At 64.8% G+C, this 22,708-nt stretch carries 19 protein-coding genes; 11 read left to right on the top strand and 8 right to left on the bottom strand.

The features are described 5' to 3' along the window. Positions 1-771, top strand: coding sequence for a DUF5803 family protein (locus tag ACERIM_RS01325; RefSeq protein WP_373630840.1), 771 nt, complete (start codon positions 1-3; stop codon positions 769-771). Between the two features lie 56 nt (positions 772-827). Here ACERIM_RS01325 and ACERIM_RS01320 read toward each other — a convergent pair whose 3' ends face one another. Next, a complete protein-coding gene (locus ACERIM_RS01320) occupies positions 828-1,289 on the bottom strand; it encodes a chemotaxis protein CheW (RefSeq protein ID WP_373630838.1) in 462 nt (153 codons plus the stop codon). Between the two features lie 173 nt (positions 1,290-1,462). Here ACERIM_RS01320 and ACERIM_RS01315 point away from each other — a divergent pair, with 173 nt between their 5' ends. The 9 genes from ACERIM_RS01315 (at position 1,463) to ACERIM_RS01275 (ending at position 12,114) form a co-directional block, all read left to right on the top strand. Beyond that, positions 1,463-2,248: a chemotaxis protein CheW gene (locus ACERIM_RS01315; protein WP_373630837.1), complete on the top strand. Its 786-nt coding sequence runs from the start codon at positions 1,463-1,465 to the stop codon at positions 2,246-2,248. Positions 2,249-2,387: 139 nt separating this feature from the next. Beyond that, positions 2,388-2,750: a chemotaxis protein CheY gene (cheY, locus tag ACERIM_RS01310; protein ID WP_006181855.1), complete on the top strand. Its 363-nt coding sequence runs from the start codon at positions 2,388-2,390 to the stop codon at positions 2,748-2,750. After that, positions 2,747-3,952, top strand: a complete 1,206-nt coding sequence (gene cheB / locus ACERIM_RS01305; RefSeq protein WP_373630835.1) for a chemotaxis-specific protein-glutamate methyltransferase CheB — start codon at positions 2,747-2,749, stop codon at positions 3,950-3,952. Before cheY ends, cheB begins: the two co-directional genes overlap by 4 nt. Continuing rightward, positions 3,945-7,508, top strand: coding sequence for an Hpt domain-containing protein (locus ACERIM_RS01300; RefSeq protein ID WP_373630833.1), 3,564 nt, complete (start codon positions 3,945-3,947; stop codon positions 7,506-7,508). The genes cheB and ACERIM_RS01300 overlap by 8 nt, the downstream gene beginning before the upstream one ends. Before the next feature lie 31 nt (positions 7,509-7,539). Continuing rightward, positions 7,540-8,145 (top strand): chemotaxis protein CheC, encoded by a 606-nt coding sequence (locus ACERIM_RS01295; RefSeq protein ID WP_006181852.1) that lies wholly within the window; start codon positions 7,540-7,542, stop codon positions 8,143-8,145. Beyond that, a complete protein-coding gene (locus ACERIM_RS01290) occupies positions 8,142-9,410 on the top strand; it encodes a chemotaxis protein CheC (RefSeq protein ID WP_006649016.1) in 1,269 nt (422 codons plus the stop codon). Before ACERIM_RS01295 ends, ACERIM_RS01290 begins: the two co-directional genes overlap by 4 nt. Beyond that, positions 9,407-9,928 (top strand): chemotaxis protein CheD, encoded by a 522-nt coding sequence (locus tag ACERIM_RS01285; RefSeq protein WP_006181850.1) that lies wholly within the window; start codon positions 9,407-9,409, stop codon positions 9,926-9,928. Before ACERIM_RS01290 ends, ACERIM_RS01285 begins: the two co-directional genes overlap by 4 nt. Further along, positions 9,925-10,815 (top strand): protein-glutamate O-methyltransferase CheR, encoded by an 891-nt coding sequence (locus tag ACERIM_RS01280; protein ID WP_373630829.1) that lies wholly within the window; start codon positions 9,925-9,927, stop codon positions 10,813-10,815. Before ACERIM_RS01285 ends, ACERIM_RS01280 begins: the two co-directional genes overlap by 4 nt. A gap of 87 nt (positions 10,816-10,902) precedes the next feature. Further along, positions 10,903-12,114 (top strand): hypothetical protein, encoded by a 1,212-nt coding sequence (locus tag ACERIM_RS01275; RefSeq protein ID WP_373630828.1) that lies wholly within the window; start codon positions 10,903-10,905, stop codon positions 12,112-12,114. Here the strand turns inward: ACERIM_RS01275 and ACERIM_RS01270 are convergent. Genes ACERIM_RS01270 through ACERIM_RS01240 form a run of 7 tightly spaced genes read right to left on the bottom strand, consistent with a single transcriptional unit; the run spans position 12,108 to position 21,639 of the window. Next, complete coding sequence (locus tag ACERIM_RS01270; RefSeq protein WP_373630827.1) at positions 12,108-12,899, bottom strand: hypothetical protein; 792 nt, start codon at positions 12,897-12,899, stop codon at positions 12,108-12,110. The genes ACERIM_RS01275 and ACERIM_RS01270 overlap by 7 nt on opposite strands. Next, positions 12,899-13,390, bottom strand: a complete 492-nt coding sequence (locus tag ACERIM_RS01265; RefSeq protein ID WP_373630825.1) for a hypothetical protein — start codon at positions 13,388-13,390, stop codon at positions 12,899-12,901. The genes ACERIM_RS01270 and ACERIM_RS01265 overlap by 1 nt, the downstream gene beginning before the upstream one ends. Further along, positions 13,387-14,304, bottom strand: a complete 918-nt coding sequence (locus tag ACERIM_RS01260; RefSeq protein ID WP_373630824.1) for a hypothetical protein — start codon at positions 14,302-14,304, stop codon at positions 13,387-13,389. Before ACERIM_RS01260 ends, ACERIM_RS01265 begins: the two co-directional genes overlap by 4 nt. Continuing rightward, a complete protein-coding gene (locus ACERIM_RS01255; RefSeq protein WP_373630823.1) occupies positions 14,298-14,954 on the bottom strand; it encodes a hypothetical protein in 657 nt (218 codons plus the stop codon). Before ACERIM_RS01255 ends, ACERIM_RS01260 begins: the two co-directional genes overlap by 7 nt. Position 14,955: 1 nt before the next feature. After that, positions 14,956-15,504, bottom strand: a complete 549-nt coding sequence (locus ACERIM_RS01250; protein WP_373630822.1) for a hypothetical protein — start codon at positions 15,502-15,504, stop codon at positions 14,956-14,958. A gap of 1 nt (position 15,505) precedes the next feature. Beyond that, on the bottom strand, positions 15,506-17,566 hold the full coding sequence (locus ACERIM_RS01245) for a type II secretion system F family protein (protein ID WP_373630820.1): 2,061 nt from the start codon (positions 17,564-17,566) through the stop codon (positions 15,506-15,508). After that, positions 17,563-21,639 carry an ATPase, T2SS/T4P/T4SS family gene (locus tag ACERIM_RS01240; protein ID WP_373630818.1) on the bottom strand — a complete coding sequence of 1,359 codons (4,077 nt, stop codon included), beginning with the start codon at positions 21,637-21,639 and terminating at the stop codon, positions 17,563-17,565. The genes ACERIM_RS01245 and ACERIM_RS01240 overlap by 4 nt, the downstream gene beginning before the upstream one ends. A 208-nt stretch (positions 21,640-21,847) precedes the next feature. On the opposite strand from ACERIM_RS01240, the gene ACERIM_RS01235 reads away from it, so the two are divergent. Then, complete coding sequence (locus ACERIM_RS01235; RefSeq protein ID WP_006649006.1) at positions 21,848-22,615, top strand: SDR family NAD(P)-dependent oxidoreductase; 768 nt, start codon at positions 21,848-21,850, stop codon at positions 22,613-22,615. Positions 22,616-22,708 lie beyond the last annotated feature (93 nt).

Here is a 22,708-nt window from a genome sequence, read left to right as displayed (position 1 = left end):
ATGAACCGACGGCTCCTCTTCGCGATGGTCGCAGTTGCCCTGTTGACGATGGGGGCCGGTTGTTCGGCGTTTTCCGGCGGGATCTCCGACGAGCAGCTCGATCAGGACGCCGAATACGACGATCTGCGCGACAGCGACGCCGACGTCGCTATCGAGATCGAGGGGGGCAACGTGATCAGCAACGGCGAGTTCCGCGCAGTCTACGACCTCGAGGACACCGACGAACTCTCGCTGTATCGCTCCTCGCTCTATCAGGACGACCCCCTCGATATCAGCGCCGTCCGCTACTGGTATCCCAACGGGACCGAAGTGAACGGCTCGGATCTGGAGATCGAGCAGGGCCAGTCCGAAACGACCGTGCAGGTTCCGAACGGGAACGGAACGCTGGCGTTCTCCGGTGACGCCGGCCGGAAGACCTTCCAGTTGCCGGCCTACGTCGACGGCTCCTACGAGGTGACGGTCCCCGAGAACCACCGGACCTCGAATTTCTTCTTCGGGGATGTCTCGCCGAACGGCTACGAGCGCGAGGTCGTCGACGACCGAGAACGGCTCGTGTGGGACGAAGTCGACAGTCCGATCTCGCTTCGGTACTACCTCACGCGTGACATCCCGCTGTTCCTCGGACTCATCGGTGTAACCGCGCTGCTCGGTGGGATCGGGATCGCCTACTACTACCGGCAGATCAGACGGCTTCGGGAGCAACGCGAGGAGTTCGGGCTCGACGTCGATACCGAGGACGAGTCCGACGACGGGCCGCCGGGACTGTTATAATCAGTTCGCCGATACGCAGGCTCGATCCCGCCCGTGGGGGGTTCGAAGCGCCGTTTTCAGCCGTGAATCGTTCGCTCGTCGAGCCAGACGACTTCGTCGCCGTCGATCTCGATCCGGCCCTTGACGTGGGTCGTCTCGACGCGTGGCGGCTCGAGGCTGCCGGGTCGAACCGACCGCGTCACGTCGACGTCGTCGACCAGCCAGCCGTAGTAGCGGTCCTCGTCGTCGGTCACGCTGAAGACGAGCAGTTTTGGTTCGTCGACGCGGGCGGTCGTCCGGAGCGACGAGCCGAAGGCCCGTGGGAGGTCGACGACTCGAACCCGCTCGCCGGCGACGGTGATCGTTCCCGCGTCCCACGGGTCCGCAGCGTCCGCGAGGGGCTCGTCGTTCGTCACACCGAGGACCGATTCGACCGACTCGGCCCCGACACAGTAGCGTCGCTCCTCGAGGTCGAACGTGAGGACGGTGACGGGGTCGTTCGTCTCCTGACGGTCGTCGGGGTTCGAAGCCGAGCCCATTCGAACTGGACGAAGTCCGTTCGGAAAATAAGCCTTCCGGATGGTTGAATTTTCGGTCAAATGACGTACGATGCGACCGGGACGGTAATCGATGGTCGGCGACGTATCAGTTTCGATGACTCCCACGGTGGAGTCAACGTTTTATTGGTGGAACCTGATACACGAACAGGACCATGGCCCCGGATCTCTCGGAAAAGCTTCTCGGAATCGATACCGACGACGACCGGCCCGGTGACGGCGACGAGGACGACCAGGAGACGTTGCTCCGGTTCGTCTTCGTCGGCGTCGGCGAACACCGACTCGCGCTCCCGGTCGATGCGGTCAGAACCATCGCGGAACCGCCGGACGAACTGACACGGGTCCCACGTGCCCCGCCCGCAATCGAGGGGCTGATGGACCTTCGTGGGGAGATCACGGCCGTCATCGATCCGCGGGTCCACTTCCCGGTCACCGAGGAGCGGTCGGGCCGCGAGCGCCTGCTCGTTCTCGATCGACCGAGCGATCGGCAGTCGGCAGCGATCCGGGTCGACGAGGTCATCGGCGTCGAGACGGTGCCGGAAAGCGACATCGTCGACGCCGAGTCGGTCGCGGACAGCGACCTCACGGGCGACGCCCTCGAGCATCCGCTGGTCGTCGCGATCGTGACCAAAGAGCGGGACCCGAGCGTCGACGTCGGCGGTGTCCGCTCCGAGCGACCGACCAACGACGGGATCGGTGCTGTCCCCGGTGCCGAGATGGGTGGCGGAACCGAAGCCGGCGGCTCCGCGGCCCTGTCCATGGGGTCGGCCGGCGGTGCGCTCGGGGAATCGATCGGCGACACGTTCGAAGTCGAGCCGACCGACGAGTCGGCCGCCGAACCCGATGAGGGCGACGGGGAGGAGACGACGACGGAGATCGTCGTCGAAGCGACGGCCGTGGTCGACATCGAGCGGTTGTTATTGGCGTCCGGTGGGTCGTAACGAAAGGCGAACCCACGCCGTTCGCTAAGAGGGGATCTGACCCGGGTCTGCGTCCCGTATTCGGCGTTTATCATAACTGATAATCGAGAGACAGCATTTATGGTAGTTGTATCTCAACGAGAGTTTGGTGTACTACTGAATGTCGACAGGGGTGCTCATCGTGGACGACTCTCATTTTATGCGGAACCTCTTGCGTCAGATCTTGGAACAGGATTACCGCATCCTCGGAGAGGCGTCCAACGGCGCTGAAGCCGTCAAACTGTACAAAGAACACGATCCCGACATCGTCATGATGGACATCGTGATGCCGAAATGCAACGGCATCAAGGCGACCGCAGCGATCAAGAAGATCGATCCGGACGCCCGCGTCATCATGTGTACGAGCGTCGGACAGCGTGAGAAAATGAAACTCGCCGTGAAAGCTGGGGCGGACGGCTACGTTACGAAACCGTTCGAAGAACCCAGCGTCAGAAAGGCCCTCTCGGACGTCGTCGCTGCATGACGCGAGTACTCGTTGTCGACGACTCGAAGTTCATGCGGACAGTCATCGGCAACGCGCTCGAGGAGGCCGGCTACGAGGTCGAACGGGCCGAAGACGGCGCGACCGGCGTCGAACGCGCCGCCGCAATCGATCCGGACGTCGTGACGATGGACGTCGAGATGCCCGGGATGGACGGGATCGATGCCGTCGAGCGAATCATGGCGACGAATCCGACACCCATTCTCATGCTCAGCGTCCACACGGAGGAGGGAACGACGGCCACGCTCGACGCGTTAGAGCGCGGGGCCGCGGACTTCCTCCACAAGCCCGACGGCTCGGGCTCGCGCAACATCGCACACCTCACCGACGAGGTCGTCGAAGCCGTCGACGACCTCGCCGCCGCGGAGGTATCCTCGATGGCACTGGCTCGAGCGGCCGCGACAGCCCACGCGACCCGCACTGGTCGGGCCGGCGCGGGCGAAACCACGACCGGCAACGCCGTCGCCGGCGGGAGTACGGAGACGCAGGTATCCGATCGCTCCGCAGTCGGCCCCGACGTCCCCAGCGTCGGTTCCGGGTCCGGGATCGACGAGGACACAGCGCCCGTGACCGTCGACGGCGAAACCGAGACCGCCCCGACGGTCGTCATCGGCGCGTCGACCGGCGGCCCGAAGCTCATCGAACGACTGTTCGAGCGACTCCCGGCCGCCCTCGAGGCGAAGGTACTGGTCGTCCAGCACATGCCGCCGGGGTTTACCGAGCGGTTCGCCGAACGACTCGATGCACGCAGCGGCTACGACGTTTCCGAGGCCGCGGATCGCGAGCGACTGGCACCCGGCGAAGCGGCCGTCGCTCCGGGCGGCGTCCACCTCGAGGTAGCGAGCAACGTCGGCGAACGGCTCCGTCTGCGACTCGACGACGGCGAACGGGTCCACGGCGTCCGGCCGTCGATCGACGTGACGATGGAAAGCGTCGCCGCCCGGGTCACCGACCCGCTCTGTGGCGTCGTCATGACCGGGATGGGCCGCGACGGCGCGGCCGGCATCGAAGCGATCGACGCCGCCGCCGGCCACACGATCGCACAGGACGAGGCGACGAGCCCGGTCTTTGGCATCCCCTGTCAGGCAATCGAAACTGGCTGCGTGGACACGGTCGCGCCCGCCGACGGCATCGCCGACGCGATCGTCGACGCGTTCACGACGGACGGTGAGAACGATGAGTGATTATCTGACGGACTTCGTGCAGGAGAGCGAAGAACGAATCACGGAGCTGAACAACGCCCTGTTGACCCTCGAGCGGGATCCGGACGACGAGGAGGCGATGGAGCAGATCTTCCGGATCGCGCACACGCTCAAGGGCAACTGCGGGGCGATGGGACTCGAGTCGGCCAGCGATCTCGCACACGCGATCGAGGACCTGCTCGACGCCGTCCGCGGGGGCGACATCGAGGTGACGCCGGAGTTGATGGACGTCGTCTTCGAGGCCGTCGACGAACTCGAGACGATGATCGACGAAGTCGCCGCCGACGGCGAGATCGACACCGATCCGTCGGCGACGATCGACGCGGTTCGGGAGTACCTCGAGCGAGATACAGCCCGGCACGGGCTCGCGTCGCCGACGCCCGAGGAGATCGACGAGATCTGTTCGCGGTTCGCACCCCCAACCGACGACGACCGGGATGTCTACCTCGCCCGTCTCGACATCGCCGAACGCGAGGGCATCAACAACGGCAAACTGGTCGTCGACGCGCTGATCGACGCCTTCGAGCTGATGGGAACCGCCCCGTCTCGGGATCGAATCGAGGCCGACGAGTACGACCGCGGCTTCGACGCCGTCTTCGCGACCGCGGTCGGTGAGGCCGCGATCGCCTCCGGCCTCGAGCCCGTCGAGGAGGTCGACGACTTCGAGATCGTCGACGTCGACGACCGGTTCGAGGCCGCGCCGGCGGACGATCCCGGCGACGTCGCGGCCGAAGACATCTCCTCCGCCGACGCACAGGACCTCGAGGTCGACGAGTTGCTCGACGAGTTCGACGAGTTCGACAACCTAGACGAGATGGTCGAGGACGTCGAGGACGAGGAACTCGATGCCTTCGAGGACATGGGTGAGGCCGGGTCCTTCGACGACCTGCTCGACGAGGAGGACGTCGAGGAACTCGAGGCCGAGCCGGGCCAACCGCCGGCCGAACACCGCGAGACGGACGCGGCGTCCGGCGGCGCCGATGCCGACGCCGCGGCCGCTGGGTCGGCGGCCGACGACGGCGACGACGAGGTCGACGACGCCAGCGCGGTCTTCGACGAACTCAAAGACGAAGTCGAGATGGTCGGTTTCGACGAACTGCAGGACGAACTCGAGGAACTCGAGTTCGACGAGTTCGACGAGGACGAAGAAGTCGACATGGACGAACTCCTCGGCGAGGAGGCCGACGACGACGCGTTCCTCGAGGGCGAAGAGCCGACCGAGAGCGCCGTCGACGACATGCTCGTCGACGCGGAGACGGAACCGGCGGCCGATGAACTGGCGGCCGGCGAGTCGGCGGTCAACGGTTCCGCGGACGCCGAGGAGACGGCCGATACCGACGTGGTCGCTGCCCCCGCTTCCGACGACCGCGAGAGCGGGACCGAAAGCGACGAGCCGGCGACCGACGCTCCCGAAACCGAACCGGCCGACGGGATCGAGGCGGACACGACGGCGGAGCCGGCCGACGAACCCGAAGCGACGACCGGTACTGCGGGCTCGCCGGCGTCGGACGAGGCCACCGCCGAGTCCGCCGATACTGAAGCCGAGACGGCACTCGAGGAGTCGACGGAACCCGATGGCACGGCAGCGCCCGACGCTGACGACGCCGACGATACCGAACCCGGGGCGGCGGAAACGGGCCGTCCCGCCGACGACCCGATCGTAGTCGACGACGCGCCTGCCGACGAGGCGGGCGTCTCGGACGCCGATACCGAGCCCGCGATCGATGACGCCACCGACGAGCGTGTCGCCGTCGACGCCGACGACGGAGCCCCGACAGATCTCGAGACGGAAACCGATGACGGGGCCGACCTCGAGGAGGCCGATACCGCCACCGCTGGGGCCGATACCGTCGACGACGTCGAGGCCGACGACGGTGCCGAGACCCCTGCCGCCGACAGCAGTGTTGCCGACGCCGATATCGAAGCCGGCGCGGCCGACGACTCGTTCGGTACCGACGACGGCTTCGAACCGTCGGCGGGATTCGACGACGGCCTCGAGACGGCCGACGAGGATCCGTTCGGCGATGAGCCGATCGACGACGCTGCCGACTCGTTCAATGACGACGACGAGTTCGAGGTATCGGCCGACTCCGTCGACCTCGAGGATGGGGACGACGGGTTCGGCAGCTTCGACGACGGACTCGACGACGGACTCGACGACGGACTCGACGACGGACTCGACGACGACGCGTTCGACGACACCGACGCGTTCGACGTCGATACCGACTTCGGATCGTCGACCGACGAGTCGGAATCCGGTTCCGAATCGTCGTTCGGAGACGATGCCGACGACGACGAGGGCGACGATGTCGTCCGGACCGTCGAGGAACCCGAGTTCGAGATTCCGGACATCGAGATTCCCGACACGGACGTCGAGCAGGACGCCGACGACGAGGCCGACGAGATCCAGTCGGTCCGGGTCGACGTCGAACAGGTCGACTCCCTGCTCAATCTCGTCGAGGGACTGGTGACCAGTCGCGTTCGCCTCCGGCACGCGGCCGAGGCCGACGACGACAACGACGCCCTCGAGACGGAGCTCGACGCGCTGTCGGACCTGACGACCGACCTGCAGGAGACGGTGATGGACATCCGACTGGTCCCGCTGCGGACGGTCACGAACCGCCTGCCGCGGGTCGTCCGCGACATCGCCCGCGAACAGGACAAGGAGGTCGCCTTCGAGATGACCGGTGAGGACGTCGAACTCGACCGGAGTATCCTCGATCGCATCGGCGATCCGCTGATCCACCTGGTTCGCAACGCCGTCGACCACGGGGTCGAACCGCCCGCCGAGCGCGAGGCCGCCGACAAACCCACCGAGGGCAGCGTCGAAGTCCACGCCGACCGCGAGAGCGATCGCGTGACGATCACCGTCGAGGACGACGGCAGCGGGCTCGACCCCGATCGGCTCCGCGACGAAGCAGTCGAGGCGGGCGTCCTCGAGCCCGAAGTGGCCGCCGAACTTCCCGACGAGGACGCCTACGATCTCATCTTCCATCCCGGCCTCTCGACGGCCGATGAGGTGACCGACGTCAGCGGCCGCGGCGTCGGGATGGACGTCGTCAAGCGGACCGTCGAGGATCTCGAGGGGATGGTTTCGATCGACAGCGAGGCCGGCGAGGGAACGACGGTGACGATGGAACTGCCGGTGACGGTTGCGATCGACGAGATCCTCTTCGTCGAAAGCGGTGGCGAGGAGTTCGGCGTCCCGACCAAGGCGGTCCGGGACATCGAGCCCGCCACGGCGATCGAAACAACGGACGGCGAGTCGATCCTGCCCGGCGAGGACGGCGACTACCCCGTCGTCTCGTTGGCCGACATCCTCGAAACGCCGGCAGCCGGCGCGAACGGGAACGGCATGGTCGTCCGCATCCGCGACGACGTCCGCGAGGTCGCCCTGCACTGCGATCGGGTCAGCGGCCAACAGGAAGTCGTCGTCAAGCCCTTCGAAGGCTTCATGAGCGGCGTTCCTGGGATCAGCGGCGCGACGGTTCGGGGACGGGGGGAGGTAGTCAACATTCTGGACGTGACGACACTATGAACGAACAACACCCAACCCTACGGAGGAATCCATGACGATGATGGTCGACATTCGAAAGCTGAGTTTCATAAACGAGATGGCGAAAGTCGGGACGAACGGCGTCGCCGACAACATGAGCAAACTGACCGGCGAGGACGCCCAGATGGAGGTGACCAAGACCAACTTCATCGACGTCGACGACATCGAGTCACAGCTCGACGCCGGGAAGCGCGTCGGCGTCCGGGTCCGACTGCTCGATCCCCCACACGGTCACATCCTCATCCTCTTCCCCGAGGCCAGCGCCAAGAAGATCACGGCGATCATGCTGCGTGACGTCGTCGACGACATGGGAGATGTTTCGGGCAAGATGGCCCGTAGTGCCGTCGAGGAGATGGGCAACATGATGGCCAGTGGCTTCATTGACGGCTGGGCTGACGTGCTGGGCCGCGCGATCGATATCGCCGCGCCACAGCTGGTCTACGCCCCGACGGGCGAGATCGTCACCCGGACTGCGAGTCTCGGCGGTGACGACCTCGCGCTGTTCTTCGACTCCGATCTGTCGGTCCCCAGCTACCAGATCGAGGCGGAGATCTACGCGTTCCCGGATCTGGAAGAGTTCGTGGAAATGGTCAACGGCATCGAAGTCCAACCCGCATGAAACTCGACGTCAACGCACTCGGCACGTTCTACCGGATGGCCCGCGAGGGTGCCGGGATCGCCGCCGGTCGACTGACCCACATGATGGGCGTCGAGACGCAGGTCGGCGTCACGAAGCTCAACTTCATGCGCGGGCGCGAGATCCGCCGTGACTTCGAGGACTCGACCGAGAAGGTCGGCGTTCGCGTCAAACTCACCGGCGCGATCGAGGGCTACTCGGTCGTCGTCTTCGAGCGCGAGAGCGCGTTCCGGGTCGTCGAAACGCTGCTGGCCGAGGCCGGCCCCGACGCGGAGATCGACGGCGACGTGGGCGAACCCGACGAGTTCGACGAGATGACCGAAAGCGCCGCGACGGAGGTCGGCCACATCATAAACAGCGGGTTCATCGACGGCTGGGCCGACGTCCTCGAGGCCGTCATCGACGTCTCGACACCCGAGTTCGTCGAAGGCGTCTCCGCGGAGCCGTTCTTCGGCGACATCGACGAAGCGCCGGGCGACGACGACCTCGCCTTGCTCTTCCAGAGCCGGATCGAGACCGTCGGCACCGAAGTCGGGTTCAACCACTACCTGTTCCCGAAACGGGAGTCGATGTCGAAGCTCTTAGAGCGGCTGCGCACCAGCGAGGGCATCGAGTACGACAAGTTAGACGGGTTCGATCGGATGGCCGAACGGGGCGCGGAGGAAGTCGCCGAAACCGCCACGACGCTGACCGGCATCGACACCAGCGTCGAGATCCGGCGGCTCAACTTCGTCTCGCTCGAGGCCATTCCGGAGCAGGTCGCCGAGGAGAAACTCGTCGGCGTCGCCTTCGAGTTCGACGGGATGCCAAGCGGCTATCTGCTCTTCCTGTTCGACGAGGAGTCGGCCCACGAGATCGTCGACGCGATGGTCCCGATGGAGGTCGACGAGGACGGCTTCGGCGAGATGGGGACCAGCGCGATCAAGGAACTGGGCAACATCATGGCCAGCGGCTTCCTCGACGGCTGGGCGAACGTCCTGGACACGACGATCGACCACTCGACCCCCGAGTTCATCCACGACATGGGTGCCGCGGCCGTCGATCCCGTTATCATCCAACTCGGTGAGAACCAGGACTTCGCGTTCGTCTTCGACACGGTCGTCGTGGCCGACGGCCGCGAGTTCGACTGTGAAGTGTACGCCATTCCGGACGAATCGGACCTCGAGCGGGCGCTGAACAACTTGGACGTCGATCGGATCGAAGACGCCAAGACGACGGCCGAGTTCCAGGAAGTCGATACCACATGAAGACCTACGGCACCGAACCGGGCGCACCGACGCCGGTCCAGGTCGGCATCTCCGAACTCGTCGTCAGCGATGGCGACGACACGCTCAAGTCCTACGGGCTGGGTTCGTGTCTGGCGATCGCCCTGTACGACCCGCAATCGGGGATCGGCGGCTTGGCACACGTCATGTTACCCGACGGCGACGCCGCCGACAACAGCGACCGCAAGCCGGGCAAGTACGCCGACACGGCCATCCGGGCACTACTGCGCCGGATGGTCGAACAGGGGGCCAACTACACCGCCGTCGAGGCCAAGATCGCCGGCGGCAGCGACATGTTCGAGTTCGAGAGCTTCGGCGATGGCGTCGGCCAGCGAAACATCGCCGCCGCGAAAGAGGAACTCGAGAAGCTCGGCGTTCCCCTCGAGGCCGAAGACGTCGGCGGCGAACACGGTCGCACCGTCGAATTTACCCCCGGGACGGGGAGCCTCGTGGTCAAGACCTCCGACGGCGACGATGAAAACGGAGTGACGGAACTGTGATCGGCGACGGTGCCGGCGAGATCGATCCCGAAGACCTGGATCTCCCGCTCGACGACACCGCCGGCGACGACGACGAGGAGACGTTCACGGAACTGCTGGCCTTCGTCGAGGAAGAACTCTCCTTCGCGACCAGCCACTACAACGATAGCTACCTCGATCGCCGCGTCTCCTCCCGGATGCGACGCACCCAGTGTGACACCTACGAGTCGTACTTCGAGTTGCTCCGGCAGGAGCCGGCCGAACAGGAGGCGCTGCTCGAGGCGCTGAGCATCAACGTCACGGGATTCTTTCGGAACCCGGACGTCTGGGAGGGGATCCGGACCGTCCTCCGGCGACTCTCCGGAAACGGGCCCGTCCGGGTCTGGAGCGCCGCCTGTGCCGACGGGCGCGAACCCTACTCGTTGGCCATGCTCGCTCACGACGACCCCGAAATCGACGAGTCGTCGGTCTACGTCCTCGGGACCGACATCTCGCAGCCGGCACTCGAGACGGCCCGCGAGGGCGTCTACGAGGAATCGCGGACGATCGATCTGGACGAGCAACTCTCCTTTCTCGACGACTACCGACGGTACGTCGATGTCGACGGCCGCAACTACCGGATCGCCGACGACGTTCGGACGAACGTCCGCTTTCAGCGCCACGACCTGATCAACGACGAGCCCAAATCCGGATTCGACCTCGTCGTCTGCCGGAACCTGTTCATCTACATCGACAACGCGTACAAGCGCTCCATGCTCGAGACCATCGCCCGGTCGCTCCGGTCGTCGGGCTATCTCGTCATCGGGAAGGCCGAAACCATCCCGCCGAACCTCCAGTCGGCCTTTGCCGTCCGCGAGGCCCGCCTCCGGATCTACCAGCGAGCGGAGCCGTCCGCGACCGACCAGTAGTCACCCCAACTGCACGACCGCGGATCCGTCGTCGCCGCCTGCAGTCGACCGGACGTTACATGGCGGTCGACCGACTACTCCCGACGAATGCCACCCCTCGACATTCGCTCGTATACTGCTCGCGCCGGGGCACTGGTCGACGCCTCGCCGCCGACCACCCTGCGGGACACCCGCAGGTGGCTCGTCGAGCCCCTCCTCGAGACGCTCGGCTGGGACGTCCGGGCCGACTCGTGTCTTGTCGATCGGGACGTCGACGACGTTCACCTCGAGTACGTCCCGACCGTCGACTCGGTGCCGGCGCTGTTCGTCGCCGTCGAACCCGCGACCGACTCGCTGGACGGCAGTCGGGCGAACGCACTCAGACGGGCGATGGCCTGGACCGGCGTCGACCGGGCGATCTACACGAACGGTCGCGACTTCCTCCTGCTGGCGGGAACGTCCGATATCGACTACCGCACCGTCCGGCTCGCCGACCTCCCCGACGCGGAGTCGGTGTTGGCCAACTACACGCGATCGACGCTCGGGAGCCGTCTCGAGCGCCACTCGCGGGAGTTGGTCGCCAGACAGCTCGCCGTCGAGCGGCCCGTCCTCGTCGAATCGATCGTCGACCGGCTCACGGCGGTGACGACACAGGGCGAGGCCTACGCGCCCGAGTTCGAGGCCGCAGCCGAGCGCTTTCTCGACCAGCTCGTCGTCGCGTTCGCCGAGCAGCAGCCGGCTTCGGGCGACGGTCCGGCCGTCTCGGTCCGATTCAGCGAATCGGCGATCACCGACGACGGTCCGACTCGCGAGGGGACGGCCGAATCACCGACGGCGGCCGGCGACGCCCCGCTCGAGGCGGACGACCAAACTGGGGCCGAACACGACGAGTCGGCGGACGAACCTCGAGACGGCGAGTCCGACACCGCAACTGACAGCCGTTCCGGCAAACCGGACGACGAGGGTCACGGGGACGGCGAGTACGTCGTCCGGTTTTTCAACGAGCGCGGGTCGATCGGTGCGATCGGCCACTCGACGTCGGACGGCGCGTTGGTCGAGGCCGCCGAATACCTCCTCGATCGCGGCCTTGCCGGGGTCGATCCGCCGTGGCGTCCCGACGGGAGCGACCGCACGGTCCTCAACGACGGCCCCGTCGGGGCCGACGGCTCACCGATGGCGGCACCGAAACGACTCTCGAACGGTCTCGTACTCGAGACCGCCGGCAGCGTCGATCAGCGGGCCACCCGCGTGAAATCACTGGCCGACCGCGCGGGGTTGCGGGCGATGCTCACCGGCGACTGGGACCGAGAAGCTCAGTAGTCGATCCGGCCCTCGAGGACGGTAACGACGACTGTCAGATCGTCGCCCGATCCACAGGTTGCTTCGATGTTGCCGCCTGACGTCGTGGTCGACCAGTTGCCGCTGTCGAACGCCCCTTCCCATGCCGTCTCGTACTCCGTTTCGGTGACGTTGATCGAGACCTCGCTGACGCCTTCCCGGACGACCGTCTCGCGGTTGACGCTCGTCAGTTCGAGGCCGACGCGTCCGTCGGCCTGCACCGAACGGTCGGGGTTTTGAATCGCGACGAGCGAGACGACTGCCCGATCGTGATCGGTATCACATCGCAGTCGCGGCCGTTCGAGGAAGACGCTCCCGCCGTCGTCAGCTCGGACGACACCACCGCCCTCGTAGGCGACCGTGTCCTCATCCAGACCGTACTCGAACCGGCCGAGGTCGAACTCGCCGCCGTCGTTAGTGTTCAATCCGTTGCCAATATATGTCCCGTCGATCGAGACGTTCACTCTCGTTCCGCCCGTTCCCGTTCGAACGGTCCCCCCTCGAAGCGACAGTTCCCCCTCTCGTCCCGTTACCCCGTCGTACCGGAGGACGTCGTTGAAGTTGTCCGCCAGCGCCGCCATCGCCCGGTCCGCGGTCCGGACCTGTTCACCCTCCTGATAGTCGGTCATCGTCTGAAATCCGATCGTCGACAGCAGTGCGACGGAGCCGAGGATGATCGCAAAAACGAGGATAAACGCGAGGACGTCCGAAACTGCCCGGTCGTCGCTCGCGGGGTCGCCACCGGCTCGATCGTGACACCCCCGCATTAGCGGGCCTCCGTGATCGAAATGTTGTTCGACGATCCGTCGTACTGCAGCTCGATCTCACCGCCGCTGGCCGAACTGTTCTCGATGTCGGCGGTCGTCTCAACCGGCACGTAGGCGACCGTGTCGGCACTCGCCGCCGTCAGTCGCAGGCAATCGGTCTGCCCGTCGAGCAACGGTGCAGTACAGTTACGCCGTAGTTCGACGGTGTATCTGGAGTTCGCGACCGTCCGCGGGTGACTGGCCGTGACGGCTACCCGCTCGGCCCGCCCGTCGTCTCCGGTCGCGATCCGATCGACGTTGCCGATCTCGTTGGCGAGGCGCTCGCCGATCGTCTCGAGGCCAATATCGGCGCTGCGGTCGGTTTCGGTCTCGAGCATGGTGCTTGCACTCGTGATCAACATGGCGACGAGGACGGTCGTAATCGCGATCGTCAGGACGTGTGTCAGTGCGATCGAGACGCCCCGCTCGTCGTCCTCGAAGCCGCGGTTCATGATCGATCACCGTACAGGAAGACGCGATACGGTCGCTCGTAGGAGACGTCGCTCGAGTCGTAGGTGACGGTGACGTCGACGGCCCAAGCGGCGTGGGGGTCAATAGACCCGTCGTTGATGATTTCCGAATCTCTCTTGGCGACGATATCGTACGTTCCCGATGCATCCGTGTCCCCAGCAATCGTCACCGTCGTTGGTGTGGACGGGTCGATAAACCGCCGATCACATGAACCGTCGACCGTTGCGTTGACCGCACCGGTAACGAGATCGATTTCGGCACGGTCGTTCCCGATTACACACTTCGTGTTAGTTTCGTCGGTGATCTCGAATCCCGGTTCGCCGTCGACCGTTACCTCACGGATTTCGATCGAATCACCGGTTGCCTTCTCGACTGTCACGGTAGCGTCGTCCCCGTTAGACTGGAGATCGAACGACAGGTGGCCGATCCGTCGGTTAGTAACCAAGGAACCGAATCGTCCGTTGACGGATTCGTCTGTTCTGGCCCGGGCCTGTTGGTTCTCGGGAATGCCGTCGACTGAGACGTTGACGATTACGGGTCGGCTGTTCCCGGTCACGTTCTGGTAGCGGCTCCGGAATCCGTCGTCCTCGATGACTTCTCTGAGAGTCCCGTTGTAGGTGTCATAGCCCAATTCGTCCCACCTGAGGTTGCCACGGTGGGCAATCCCTCCGATTCCTGCCTCGAGTTCGTGTTCGACCGTCGCCGCTTGGCTTCCGCTCCGGCCGGAGTCGCCCGACGAGAGCGTCTCGGTGAGCAACACGCTGTTGACCACGACGACGAGCCCGAGAATGATGAACGCGAGCGTGATCGCACCGATGAGGAGCAACTGGGCGCGATCGTGTCCGGGGTCGTCCCGACTATCACCGTTCGATCGCACGCGACGACGGCTTACCATACGATCACCCGTACCTCGACAACGTTGTAGACCGGGTTCTCCGGATCGGTCCCGGCCGGGGGAATCGGATAGCCATCGTTCTTGTACGCCTCGCGAAGCGTGATTCCCTTGTTCCTGCTGTTCGGTGCTGTCAGTTCGTCATCGTCGTACAGCGTGACGGTCCGGCTCGCCGTGATCGCGCTTTCCGGCGGAGATCCCTGGTTGACCATCGTAACGTTGTCCGTCGTCGTGCTGCCGTTCTGATAGACGAGTTCGACGTTGTAGTACGAACCGGTCTCCGTGTACCGGTCAGACAGGATCTGTCCGAGGACGAACGCCTCGCGGTTGAACGACTGCGCACCGTAGGTATCGCCCGAATCCGTCGCGTTCGCTCCGTGGAAGCGCTTTTCGGAGTGGTTCCAGTACCGAATCATATACGAGAGCGTCCCGTTTTCGCCCTGTCCCTCCGCGGCGATCGACAGCGCGTCCATCGTCTCTTGTTGTACTTGCGATTGGACCGTCCGATCGGCCGCGCCGCCGGTCGTCGGCGTGATCACGATCGACTGCAGCGCGAACAGCACTGCCATCAACACGACCATCGAACCGATGAATCCCTCGAGCGTGTAGGCCTGTCCGCGGTCACCGCCCCCGGTCCGTTTGATCCCACTCATGTTACCACACCCTCACGACGAGTCGACATGCCGGCCGACACTCGTCGGGATGGTTCGCGAGCGTGACGATCCGTGCAGAACTCGCCGCCGGCTGTCCGGTGTAGTCGTCCCCCGCCGTCAGACCGGTGTCGATATCCGAACTGCCGTTGAGACGTTCGATAGTTACGTTGACCCGATCGTAGACGAGGTCTTCGTCGCTGCTCGCTCGGAGACCCACTTGCTCGGTCAGGTTTTCGGTATCGTCGTAGTCGCTATCCTCGAAGTTGATCTCGTTACCCGTCCCCGTCGCCGTATCGTTGACGATCCGGTCTGCGATCCGATCGGCCTGTGCCGTCTCTGCACCGCCGACCGACGAGTCAAAGGGGGTCACGACTGACGGCAGAAACAGAAAGACGAACGCGATCGCCAGCAGGAAGATCCCGATCCCGACGGCGAAGTCCTGCGTCGTCTGGCCCCGTTCGCGCTCGGCCGCTGCCCGACTCGAGGTGGCCAGCAGCTCTCGTCCGTCCGTTCGATCCCGGCATCGATCGTGCGTTCCGTTCCCGGTCATGTTAGGCCACCAGCGTCCAGCCGATGAGTGCGACTGCGGACAGTCCGACCGCGTACTTCAGGCCGCTCAGTAGGTCCGCGTCCCGGATGTAGCCACAGATAAAGCCGGAGATGATCGCCTGCAGGGTCACCGCGTGGAAGAACAACACCGACAGCATGTTGACGTCGATGTTCTCGCTCAGGTTCGCGCCCTGCATCGCGCCACCACCACCACCGCCACCGCCACCGCTTCCGCCGGTCTCGAGCCCAGCCATCGTATCGATGAACTGGGTCTTGAGGATCGCGATCACCGCAAGCACCGTCATGAACGTCATGATGATGATCACGATCTGCATGCGGGTACGGGACTTGCGCTCGCGTTCGATGTCGTCGTGGTTCTCGCTGGCGGTGGCGGCCGTCCGAAGGACGTCCGAAATCTGGTTCGACGCCTCCTGGGCTTCGGTGATCAGCCGCGTCGTCCGGGCCAGCCGCGGAATGTGGTACTTGTTGTTGAACTCGATGAGCGCCTCCGTCAGGCTCATCCCGTAGTTGACCTTCGTGTGCATCATCTCGAACTCGCGGGCCAGCTTGCCGCTCGTGGTGTCCGAGACGGCCTTGAGCGACTCCAGCAGCGTCAGCCCCGTGTCGTTGGAACTCGAGAGCTTTCGAAGGTCCTCCGAGAGTTTGTTGACGACGGCGTTTCGGTGCCGGACGTTCCACTCCCGGAAGATCGAGAGCGGCAGCGCCGTGATATACAGCGGTACGTAGAGATAGATGAACGTCCCCCAGATCGGGGCCTCGAGCATCTCGTCCCACGAGGTCGGGGCCGATCCGTTTACAAGCGCCGTGACGACGATGACGAGCGCAAGCGGGAGGGTCAGTACGAGAGTGACCAGCGGATGGTCTCGGAAGAAGATGTGGGGTTGACGCAGGACTTCGATCGTCTCGTGGGTCCCCTCGCGGTTCTTGATCCGGTCGAAGACGCTGTGGCGACCGGTGAACTGCTCGACGAGGCCGAGACTCAGCAGGCCGCCCTCCTGTCCCGTTTCGGTCCGCTGGTCGGTGTTGCCCATCGTGAGATAGCCGTCACCGGGTTCGTCGTGCTTGACCGTCGAAACCAGAACTATGAACCCGACACCGATCATCGGAATGAGGCCGTAGACGACCATATACAGCATCTGATCCGAGACGTCGGCGTTCGGGATCATCTGCATGATCACCATGATGATGATCAGCAGCAGCGGGAACAGCGACAGCGTCATGTACATCTCGCCGAACAGCTCGAGCGTCTCGAGGGTCAGCTCCTGTTCCTGCTTGGCGGTCCGCATATGCTTTTCCTTCTTGTCCTCGAGGAAGCTCTCCATGTCACCGCCGCTGTTGACGATCGAGAGCATGTCGGTCAAAAACTGCGAGAGGTCGTCGCTCGGCGTCTCGAGTGCTTGCTTGCGGATCGCCGTCCGGTAGTCGATATCGAAGTACTCGGTCTCCTTGACGATGCTCTGGAACTCACGGGCGACCTCGCCGTAGGTGTCGTCGGCCTCGGCCATCGCCTCGATGATCTCGAGCTGGTTCAGGCCGCCGACCGAGAGGGCGTACATAAAGGAAATCGAGTCGGTCAACAGCATGTTGATCTCGCGTTTCCGGCTCGAGGCCCGCGAGTAGGGGATCGCGACCATCGAGCCGAACCCGAACGCGAAGCCGATCGAGCCGAAAAGGAGACCGGCGAAAAAGATGACGGCGGGAATTCGGAGGAGGTTGATGATGTCGAGCAGGAGGCCGGTCCCGACAGGGATCCCGATCAGCGGTTCGTTCGCGATGAATCCGAGCGCGACCAGGCCGTAGCCGATCATCAGGCCGATCAGCCAGAGGCTCAGCCCACTGATGAATCCGATACCGAGCGCCCGGGAGAGGTAGAGTTCGACCGTGTCGGTCATCCGGGCCTGTGCGAGTTTCGTCTCGATGTCCGCGACGAACTCGCTTTCCTCGCCGAACAGCCAGTCGTAGAGCGGATAGAACCGATCACCGAGGGCGTCGGAACCCGCCGACATCCCCGTCCCGCTACTGTCGTCCCGTTGGAGGCTCATGTGTCACCGTCCTCGTTCGCGTCGTCGGCATCGAAGATGCCGGTATCGTCGTCGCCCGATTCGTCTTCTTCATCCCTGAAGATCGAGTCGTCGCCCCCGCCGTCGAAGAGCGAGCCGTCGCTATCGTCGTCGTCGGCCTCGTCGCTGAAGATCGAATCCGACCCACCGCCGAAGATCGAGTCCTCGTCCGTCGCGGAGTCGTCACCCCCGGCAGACCGGTCGGTCGGCGTCGATCCGTCCGTTGACGACGCCGTCTCGTCCGGCGACTCGAGTGCTTCGTCGACGCCGGAGCCAGTGTTGGGCCCGTCGTCCACATCCGTGGCAGTCGAGCCGGAAGCGGTTTCGTCTCCGTCGTCGTTATCGGTCCCGTCCGGCGGGTCAGAACCGCTTTCGTCGATCTCGATCGTCGGCGGTTCGACCGCCGTTGCGTCCGCGGACTCGTCGTCCGTAGTCGCAGGCTCGTCGTCGCTCCCCGCATCGACGGCATCGGTCGCTGACGTCCCGTCGCTCTCCCCCTCGTCATCCGACGAGGGCTCGCTGAGGTCGATCGTCGGCGGCTCCGGCTCCGACGGTGACGCCCCGTCGGCTTCGGCCCCGCCTGACTGTGTGGGCGTCTCGTTCGAGGCCGTCCCTTCCACGGCCGGTTCGCGACCGTCGTCCGTCGACTCCGTGGCCGTTGGATCGGCCGGCGAACGGTCGGCCGTCCCGTCCGGGCCCGCGTCGCTCGAGGGGGGTGTCGATGCGGCGGACGCGGTGTCGCTTTCGGGGACGTCCGAGAGATCGTCGATCTGTGCGTTGCCCTCACGGCGTTCACCGTCGTCCGATTCCGGATCGAAGATCGAGTCGAGATCGTCCTCGGGGAACATCGAATCGAAGCCGGAGGTGTCGGGTCGGCCCGCGGGGGTCCCGTCCTCGACGGCCGGTCGGCCGGAGCCGGTCGGCTCTCCGAGGTCGTCGATCGTCTCACCCATGTCGTCGAATAAACCGCCCAGATCGCCGTCTCCAGCGTCTTCGGTGGGCATCACCGTCGAGTCGTCGGCTTCTTCCCCCGCTATCGCGCTGCCGGCATCGGCAGACTGGTTCGCGGTTCGGGAGCGATCCGGTCCGGTGTCCGCGGTCGACGCCTCGGTGTCGGCCCCGGCAGCGACCGACGAGTTCCCGCTCGAGGGGGTACTGTCATCGGCCGTCTCCAACTCGTCCGTACTCGGCCCGGGTTCGGCGGCTTCACCGGTATCGGAAGCCGGATCCGCAGCGGCTCCGGCCGCGTCGGCCTCGACACTGTCGCCGCCGGTCGCGGTTCCGCCGTCGTCGCCCCCGATCGCAAAGCCGGTGTCTTCGCTGAGCCACGCCGGCTCGTCGGCGGTCCCGTCGTCACCCTCGACGGCGAATTCCGTGTCGCTGTCGCCGAGTTCCCACTCCGAGTCATTGACGCCTTCGTCGACGTCGCCTGCGAACTCGAACTCCTCGCTGTCGGCTCGGTCGACCTCGATCGTGCTTTCCTCCTCGACGTCGCCGAGCGCGCTCGCGAGCCCACTCGGCACTTCGCCGCGGTACTCCTCGAACACCGACTCTTCGGCCCGTTCGAGGATGTCCATCGAGAGGTTGTACGTCTCGTCGGTCGCCTCCGGCCGGGGGACCAGTTCCTCTTTCTCCGGGTCGACGTCGATCAGGACGCTCTCCATCTCGCGGAGGTCCTCGAGGCTGTCCTCGAGTTGCCCGTTCGCGATGAGCGTGAGGATAGTGTCGGGATCGTTGATGAAGGCCTGGACGGTCGCGGCGACCTGTGCGTACGTGTTCAGTCCGTTTTTGATGAGATAGGCGAGGATGATCTCGCGTTTGAACAGTTCCTCCTCGAGCTTTTCAGTACTCCACCCGCGGTCGAACTGGATCTCCTCTAAGGTGTTCGAGTCCCCCATTTTGAGGAACTCGTCGGTCTCGGCCTGCCACTGGTAGACGTCCTGAACGTTGATCTCGTCGTGTTCGGCCTCGTAGTGGTTGATCTCGGTCAGGGACTTGTTCCGGCGGACCTTCCGGCCCTGTACTCGGGTCTGTGTCTGGATCGAGACCAGGTCCAGGGCGGTGAACATCGTCTTCGAGACGTTGATCGGGTCCGTCGTGAACCGCTTGAGGACTTCGTCGACGGAGTCGGCGTGGAAGGTCGTGTACGTGGTGTGACCGGTCGACATGACCTGGAACAGCGTTCGACCCTCCTCACCGCGGATCTCACCCATGACGATGTAGTCGGGGCGCTGTCGGAGCGCGGCCTCCAGCAGGTCGAACTCGTCGACGTCGCCCTGCTCGTCGTCGGCGAACGAGGGGCGGGTCACGCTGGCGATCCAGTTGCGCTGTGGCAGTTCGACCTCGCGGGTGTCCTCGATGGAGACGATCTTGGCGCTGCTGGGGATAAACAGCGAGACGGCGTTCAGCGAGGTGGTCTTCCCCGAGGCAGTACCGCCGGCGAAGATCAGGCTCTTGTGGTTCTCGATGGCCAGCCAGAGGAAGGCCATCTCGTCGAGCGAGAAGGTGTTCCAGTTGATGAGGTCGATCGGCGTGAAGGGGACGTCCTTGAACTGGCGGATAGTGTAGTTCGTCCCGTGGTCGGACACCTCTTTGCCGAGGGTCAACTGGGCGCGCGAGCCGTCGGGCAAGGTCGCGTCGACCTGTGGGAGTCGCTTACTGATGCCTTTCCCGGAGCGCTGTGCCAGTTTGACGACGAAATCGTCGAGTTCGTCCTTCCCGTGGTAGATGTTCGAGATGATCTGTTCGTACTCGGAGTGGTAGACGAACACCGGCGAGTTGTAGCCGTCGACGGAGATGTCCTCGACGTTGATGTCGTGTTTGATCCCGTCGATCCGTTCGTAGCCGATGAAGTCGCGTTTGAGCAGGTACAGTAGCTTCTCGACCTGATACTCGCTTAGCGTGTCCGGATCGTCGGCCAGAATCGCCGGCTCCGGTCGGACCTCGATCCCCTGTAGCTGCGAGGGCCCGTCGTCCTCGCTTTCCGCTGCTTCGTCCTCGTCGTCGAGCAGCCCCTGTAGCGTCTCGAGGATGCTCTTTGCCGTCTCGTCCGACGTGGCCTCGAAGAGGTCATAGCGCTTGAGCAGCCGCCGGGTCTCGTCCTCGATAACCGTGCGCCGGCCGTCCTCGGTCGCTTTCTCCTTGATCCCGTCCTCGGAGTACTTGATGGCCGTCCTGAGTTTGCCCGAGAGGAACTCCTTGAGTTCCGTCTCGATCTCGTTCTGGTAGGGTTCGACCATGTAGTACTTCTTCTCGTTTTCCTTCTCCGAATGGAAGATGACGACGAAGGCGTAGGGTTTGTTGACCCAGTAGCGCTCGACCTCGCGGAAGTGGGTCTTCTTCTCGAATGGAACCGCTTTCTCGAGGTCGTATCGGTTCGAGACGGTCGTGTTGCCCGCCGCCGTCGAGAAGAACTCGTCTTCGTCGATCTCGTCTTGGATGTTGACGGTCCGTTCCTCGATGAGGTCGTCGAGTTCCAAGGCGGCGTCGTTGCCCGCCGCGAGCCGGTTCTCGAGGGTCTCGGGATCGAAACCGAGTGCCTCCTCCCGGTCGTGCCGGACGATCTCACCGTCGGAATCCCGCGGCCGGCTGCCGTCGTCCTCGTAGTAGTATTCCCACTTGTAGTGTTCCCACGTCCAGGTATCCTTGACGACCGGTGTCGTCTCGGGGTTGGCGTACTCCCAGTAGGCGTCCCAGATCGCCTCGCCGTTGTCCCCCGCGGTCGGCAGGACCGTCTCGTCGAGGTCGTCGGGGTGGTGGCCGAGGTATTCCTCGGGGTCGAACTCGACGTCGTTCCAGTCGTCCCCGCTCGGGACGACCGATCTCACGTCCTCGTCGGTGTCGAGCCCGAGCTGGTCGTCACCCTCGGGTTCGTCCGGGTACAGGTCGGCGACTTCGTCCCCGTGCCCGTGTTCTTCCATGAACGCTTCCCACGTGTACTCGCCGACACGGACACGCGAGTCCCGTTCCGACGGCTCGTCCTCCGACGCAGGGTCGGACGCCTCCCCCTCAGAAAAGTCCCCGGCGTCCGATTGGTCGGCCTCGTCAATAGCCATTGCCCCTACACGAACGCTCACCCCTCAAAAAATTCATCCGCCCATTACCAGTTCTGATAATCCACTGTCCCGCCGTTTTCTATCGATTACGGCTCGCTCGAGGAGGATTTAGGTTCCGTTATTGACAGGCTTGCTGCCGGGGGAAAACGACAATCGCCGCCTGGCCGCGCGAAAAGCTTGACGTGGGTACCCACGAAACGGGGGACCGATGAGCGAACTCTTCGATCTCGAGGGACGAGTCGCAGTGGTAACGGGCGGCGGCCGTGGCATCGGCCGCGCGATCGCAGTCGAGCTGGCGAACGCGGGCGCGGCAGTGGTCCCGAGCGCCCGATCGACGGACGAGATCGAGACCGTGGCGGCGGACATCGAGGACGCTGGTGGTGACGCCCTCGCCGTCCCTGCGGACGTGACCGACTCCGATGCCGTCGGCGACGTGATCGACCGAGCCGCCGCCGAGTTCGGCGGCGTCGACGTCGTCGTCAACAACGCCGGCTTCAATCCCGACGATGCGCTGGGCCGGCCCGAAGACGTCGAGACCGAGAGCCTCGATCGGGTGTTAGACGTCAACCTGAACGGGGCCTACGAGGTCACCCACGCCGCCGCTGACCACCTCCTTGCAAGCGACGGCGGCTCGGTAATCAATGTCGCCAGCGTCGGCGGGCTGGTCGGCCTGCCGCGCCAACACCCCTACGTCGCCTCGAAGCACGGACTGGTCGGACTGACCAAGAGCATGTCGCTGGACTGGGCACCCGAGGTCCGGGTCAACGCCGTCGCACCGGGCTACGTCTCGACGGAACTGACCGCGGACCTCGAGGGGAACGATCGGCTCCGCCAGTCGATCATCGACCGCACACCGCTGGATCGGTTCGCCGATCCCGAGGAGATCGCCGGCCCGGTCGTCTTTCTCGCGAGCGACGCCGCCAGCTACGTGACCGGCTCCGTCCTCGCGGCCGACGGCGGCTGGACGGCTCGATAACTCCCCGCTCCCGCCGTTCGGCCGATCGTAAGGCCGATACCCTGCTCACGAGCCGATCACGTTCGGCTCCCGCAATCTTTCATCAAAAATCAC

This window comes from Natrinema sp. H-ect1 (assembly GCF_041821105.1).
Classification (GTDB): Archaea; Halobacteriota; Halobacteria; order Halobacteriales; family Natrialbaceae; genus Natrinema; species Natrinema thermotolerans.
This window is presented reverse-complemented; position numbering and strand designations above follow the sequence as displayed.

Bases quoted from the DNA above. Each gene is read 5' to 3' on its own strand.
- ACERIM_RS01295 (WP_006181852.1), top strand. From the start codon at position 7,540: ATGACGATGATGGTCGACATTCGAAAGCTGAGTTTCATAAACGAGATG.
- ACERIM_RS01260 (WP_373630824.1), bottom strand. From the start codon at position 14,304: ATGGTAAGCCGTCGTCGCGTGCGATCGAACGGTGATAGTCGGGACGAC.
- cheB (WP_373630835.1), top strand. From the start codon at position 2,747: ATGACGCGAGTACTCGTTGTCGACGACTCGAAGTTCATGCGGACAGTC.
- ACERIM_RS01290 (WP_006649016.1), top strand. From the start codon at position 8,142: ATGAAACTCGACGTCAACGCACTCGGCACGTTCTACCGGATGGCCCGC.
- ACERIM_RS01275 (WP_373630828.1), top strand. From the start codon at position 10,903: ATGCCACCCCTCGACATTCGCTCGTATACTGCTCGCGCCGGGGCACTG.
- ACERIM_RS01300 (WP_373630833.1), top strand. From the start codon at position 3,945: ATGAGTGATTATCTGACGGACTTCGTGCAGGAGAGCGAAGAACGAATC.
- ACERIM_RS01270 (WP_373630827.1), bottom strand. From the start codon at position 12,899: ATGCGGGGGTGTCACGATCGAGCCGGTGGCGACCCCGCGAGCGACGAC.
- ACERIM_RS01325 (WP_373630840.1), top strand. From the start codon at position 1: ATGAACCGACGGCTCCTCTTCGCGATGGTCGCAGTTGCCCTGTTGACG.
- ACERIM_RS01255 (WP_373630823.1), bottom strand. From the start codon at position 14,954: ATGAGTGGGATCAAACGGACCGGGGGCGGTGACCGCGGACAGGCCTAC.
- ACERIM_RS01265 (WP_373630825.1), bottom strand. From the start codon at position 13,390: ATGAACCGCGGCTTCGAGGACGACGAGCGGGGCGTCTCGATCGCACTG.
- ACERIM_RS01285 (WP_006181850.1), top strand. From the start codon at position 9,407: ATGAAGACCTACGGCACCGAACCGGGCGCACCGACGCCGGTCCAGGTC.
- ACERIM_RS01240 (WP_373630818.1), bottom strand. From the start codon at position 21,639: ATGGCTATTGACGAGGCCGACCAATCGGACGCCGGGGACTTTTCTGAG.
- ACERIM_RS01250 (WP_373630822.1), bottom strand. From the start codon at position 15,504: ATGACCGGGAACGGAACGCACGATCGATGCCGGGATCGAACGGACGGA.
- ACERIM_RS01235 (WP_006649006.1), top strand. From the start codon at position 21,848: ATGAGCGAACTCTTCGATCTCGAGGGACGAGTCGCAGTGGTAACGGGC.
- cheY (WP_006181855.1), top strand. From the start codon at position 2,388: ATGTCGACAGGGGTGCTCATCGTGGACGACTCTCATTTTATGCGGAAC.
- ACERIM_RS01320 (WP_373630838.1), bottom strand. From the start codon at position 1,289: ATGGGCTCGGCTTCGAACCCCGACGACCGTCAGGAGACGAACGACCCC.
- ACERIM_RS01245 (WP_373630820.1), bottom strand. From the start codon at position 17,566: ATGAGCCTCCAACGGGACGACAGTAGCGGGACGGGGATGTCGGCGGGT.
- ACERIM_RS01315 (WP_373630837.1), top strand. From the start codon at position 1,463: ATGGCCCCGGATCTCTCGGAAAAGCTTCTCGGAATCGATACCGACGAC.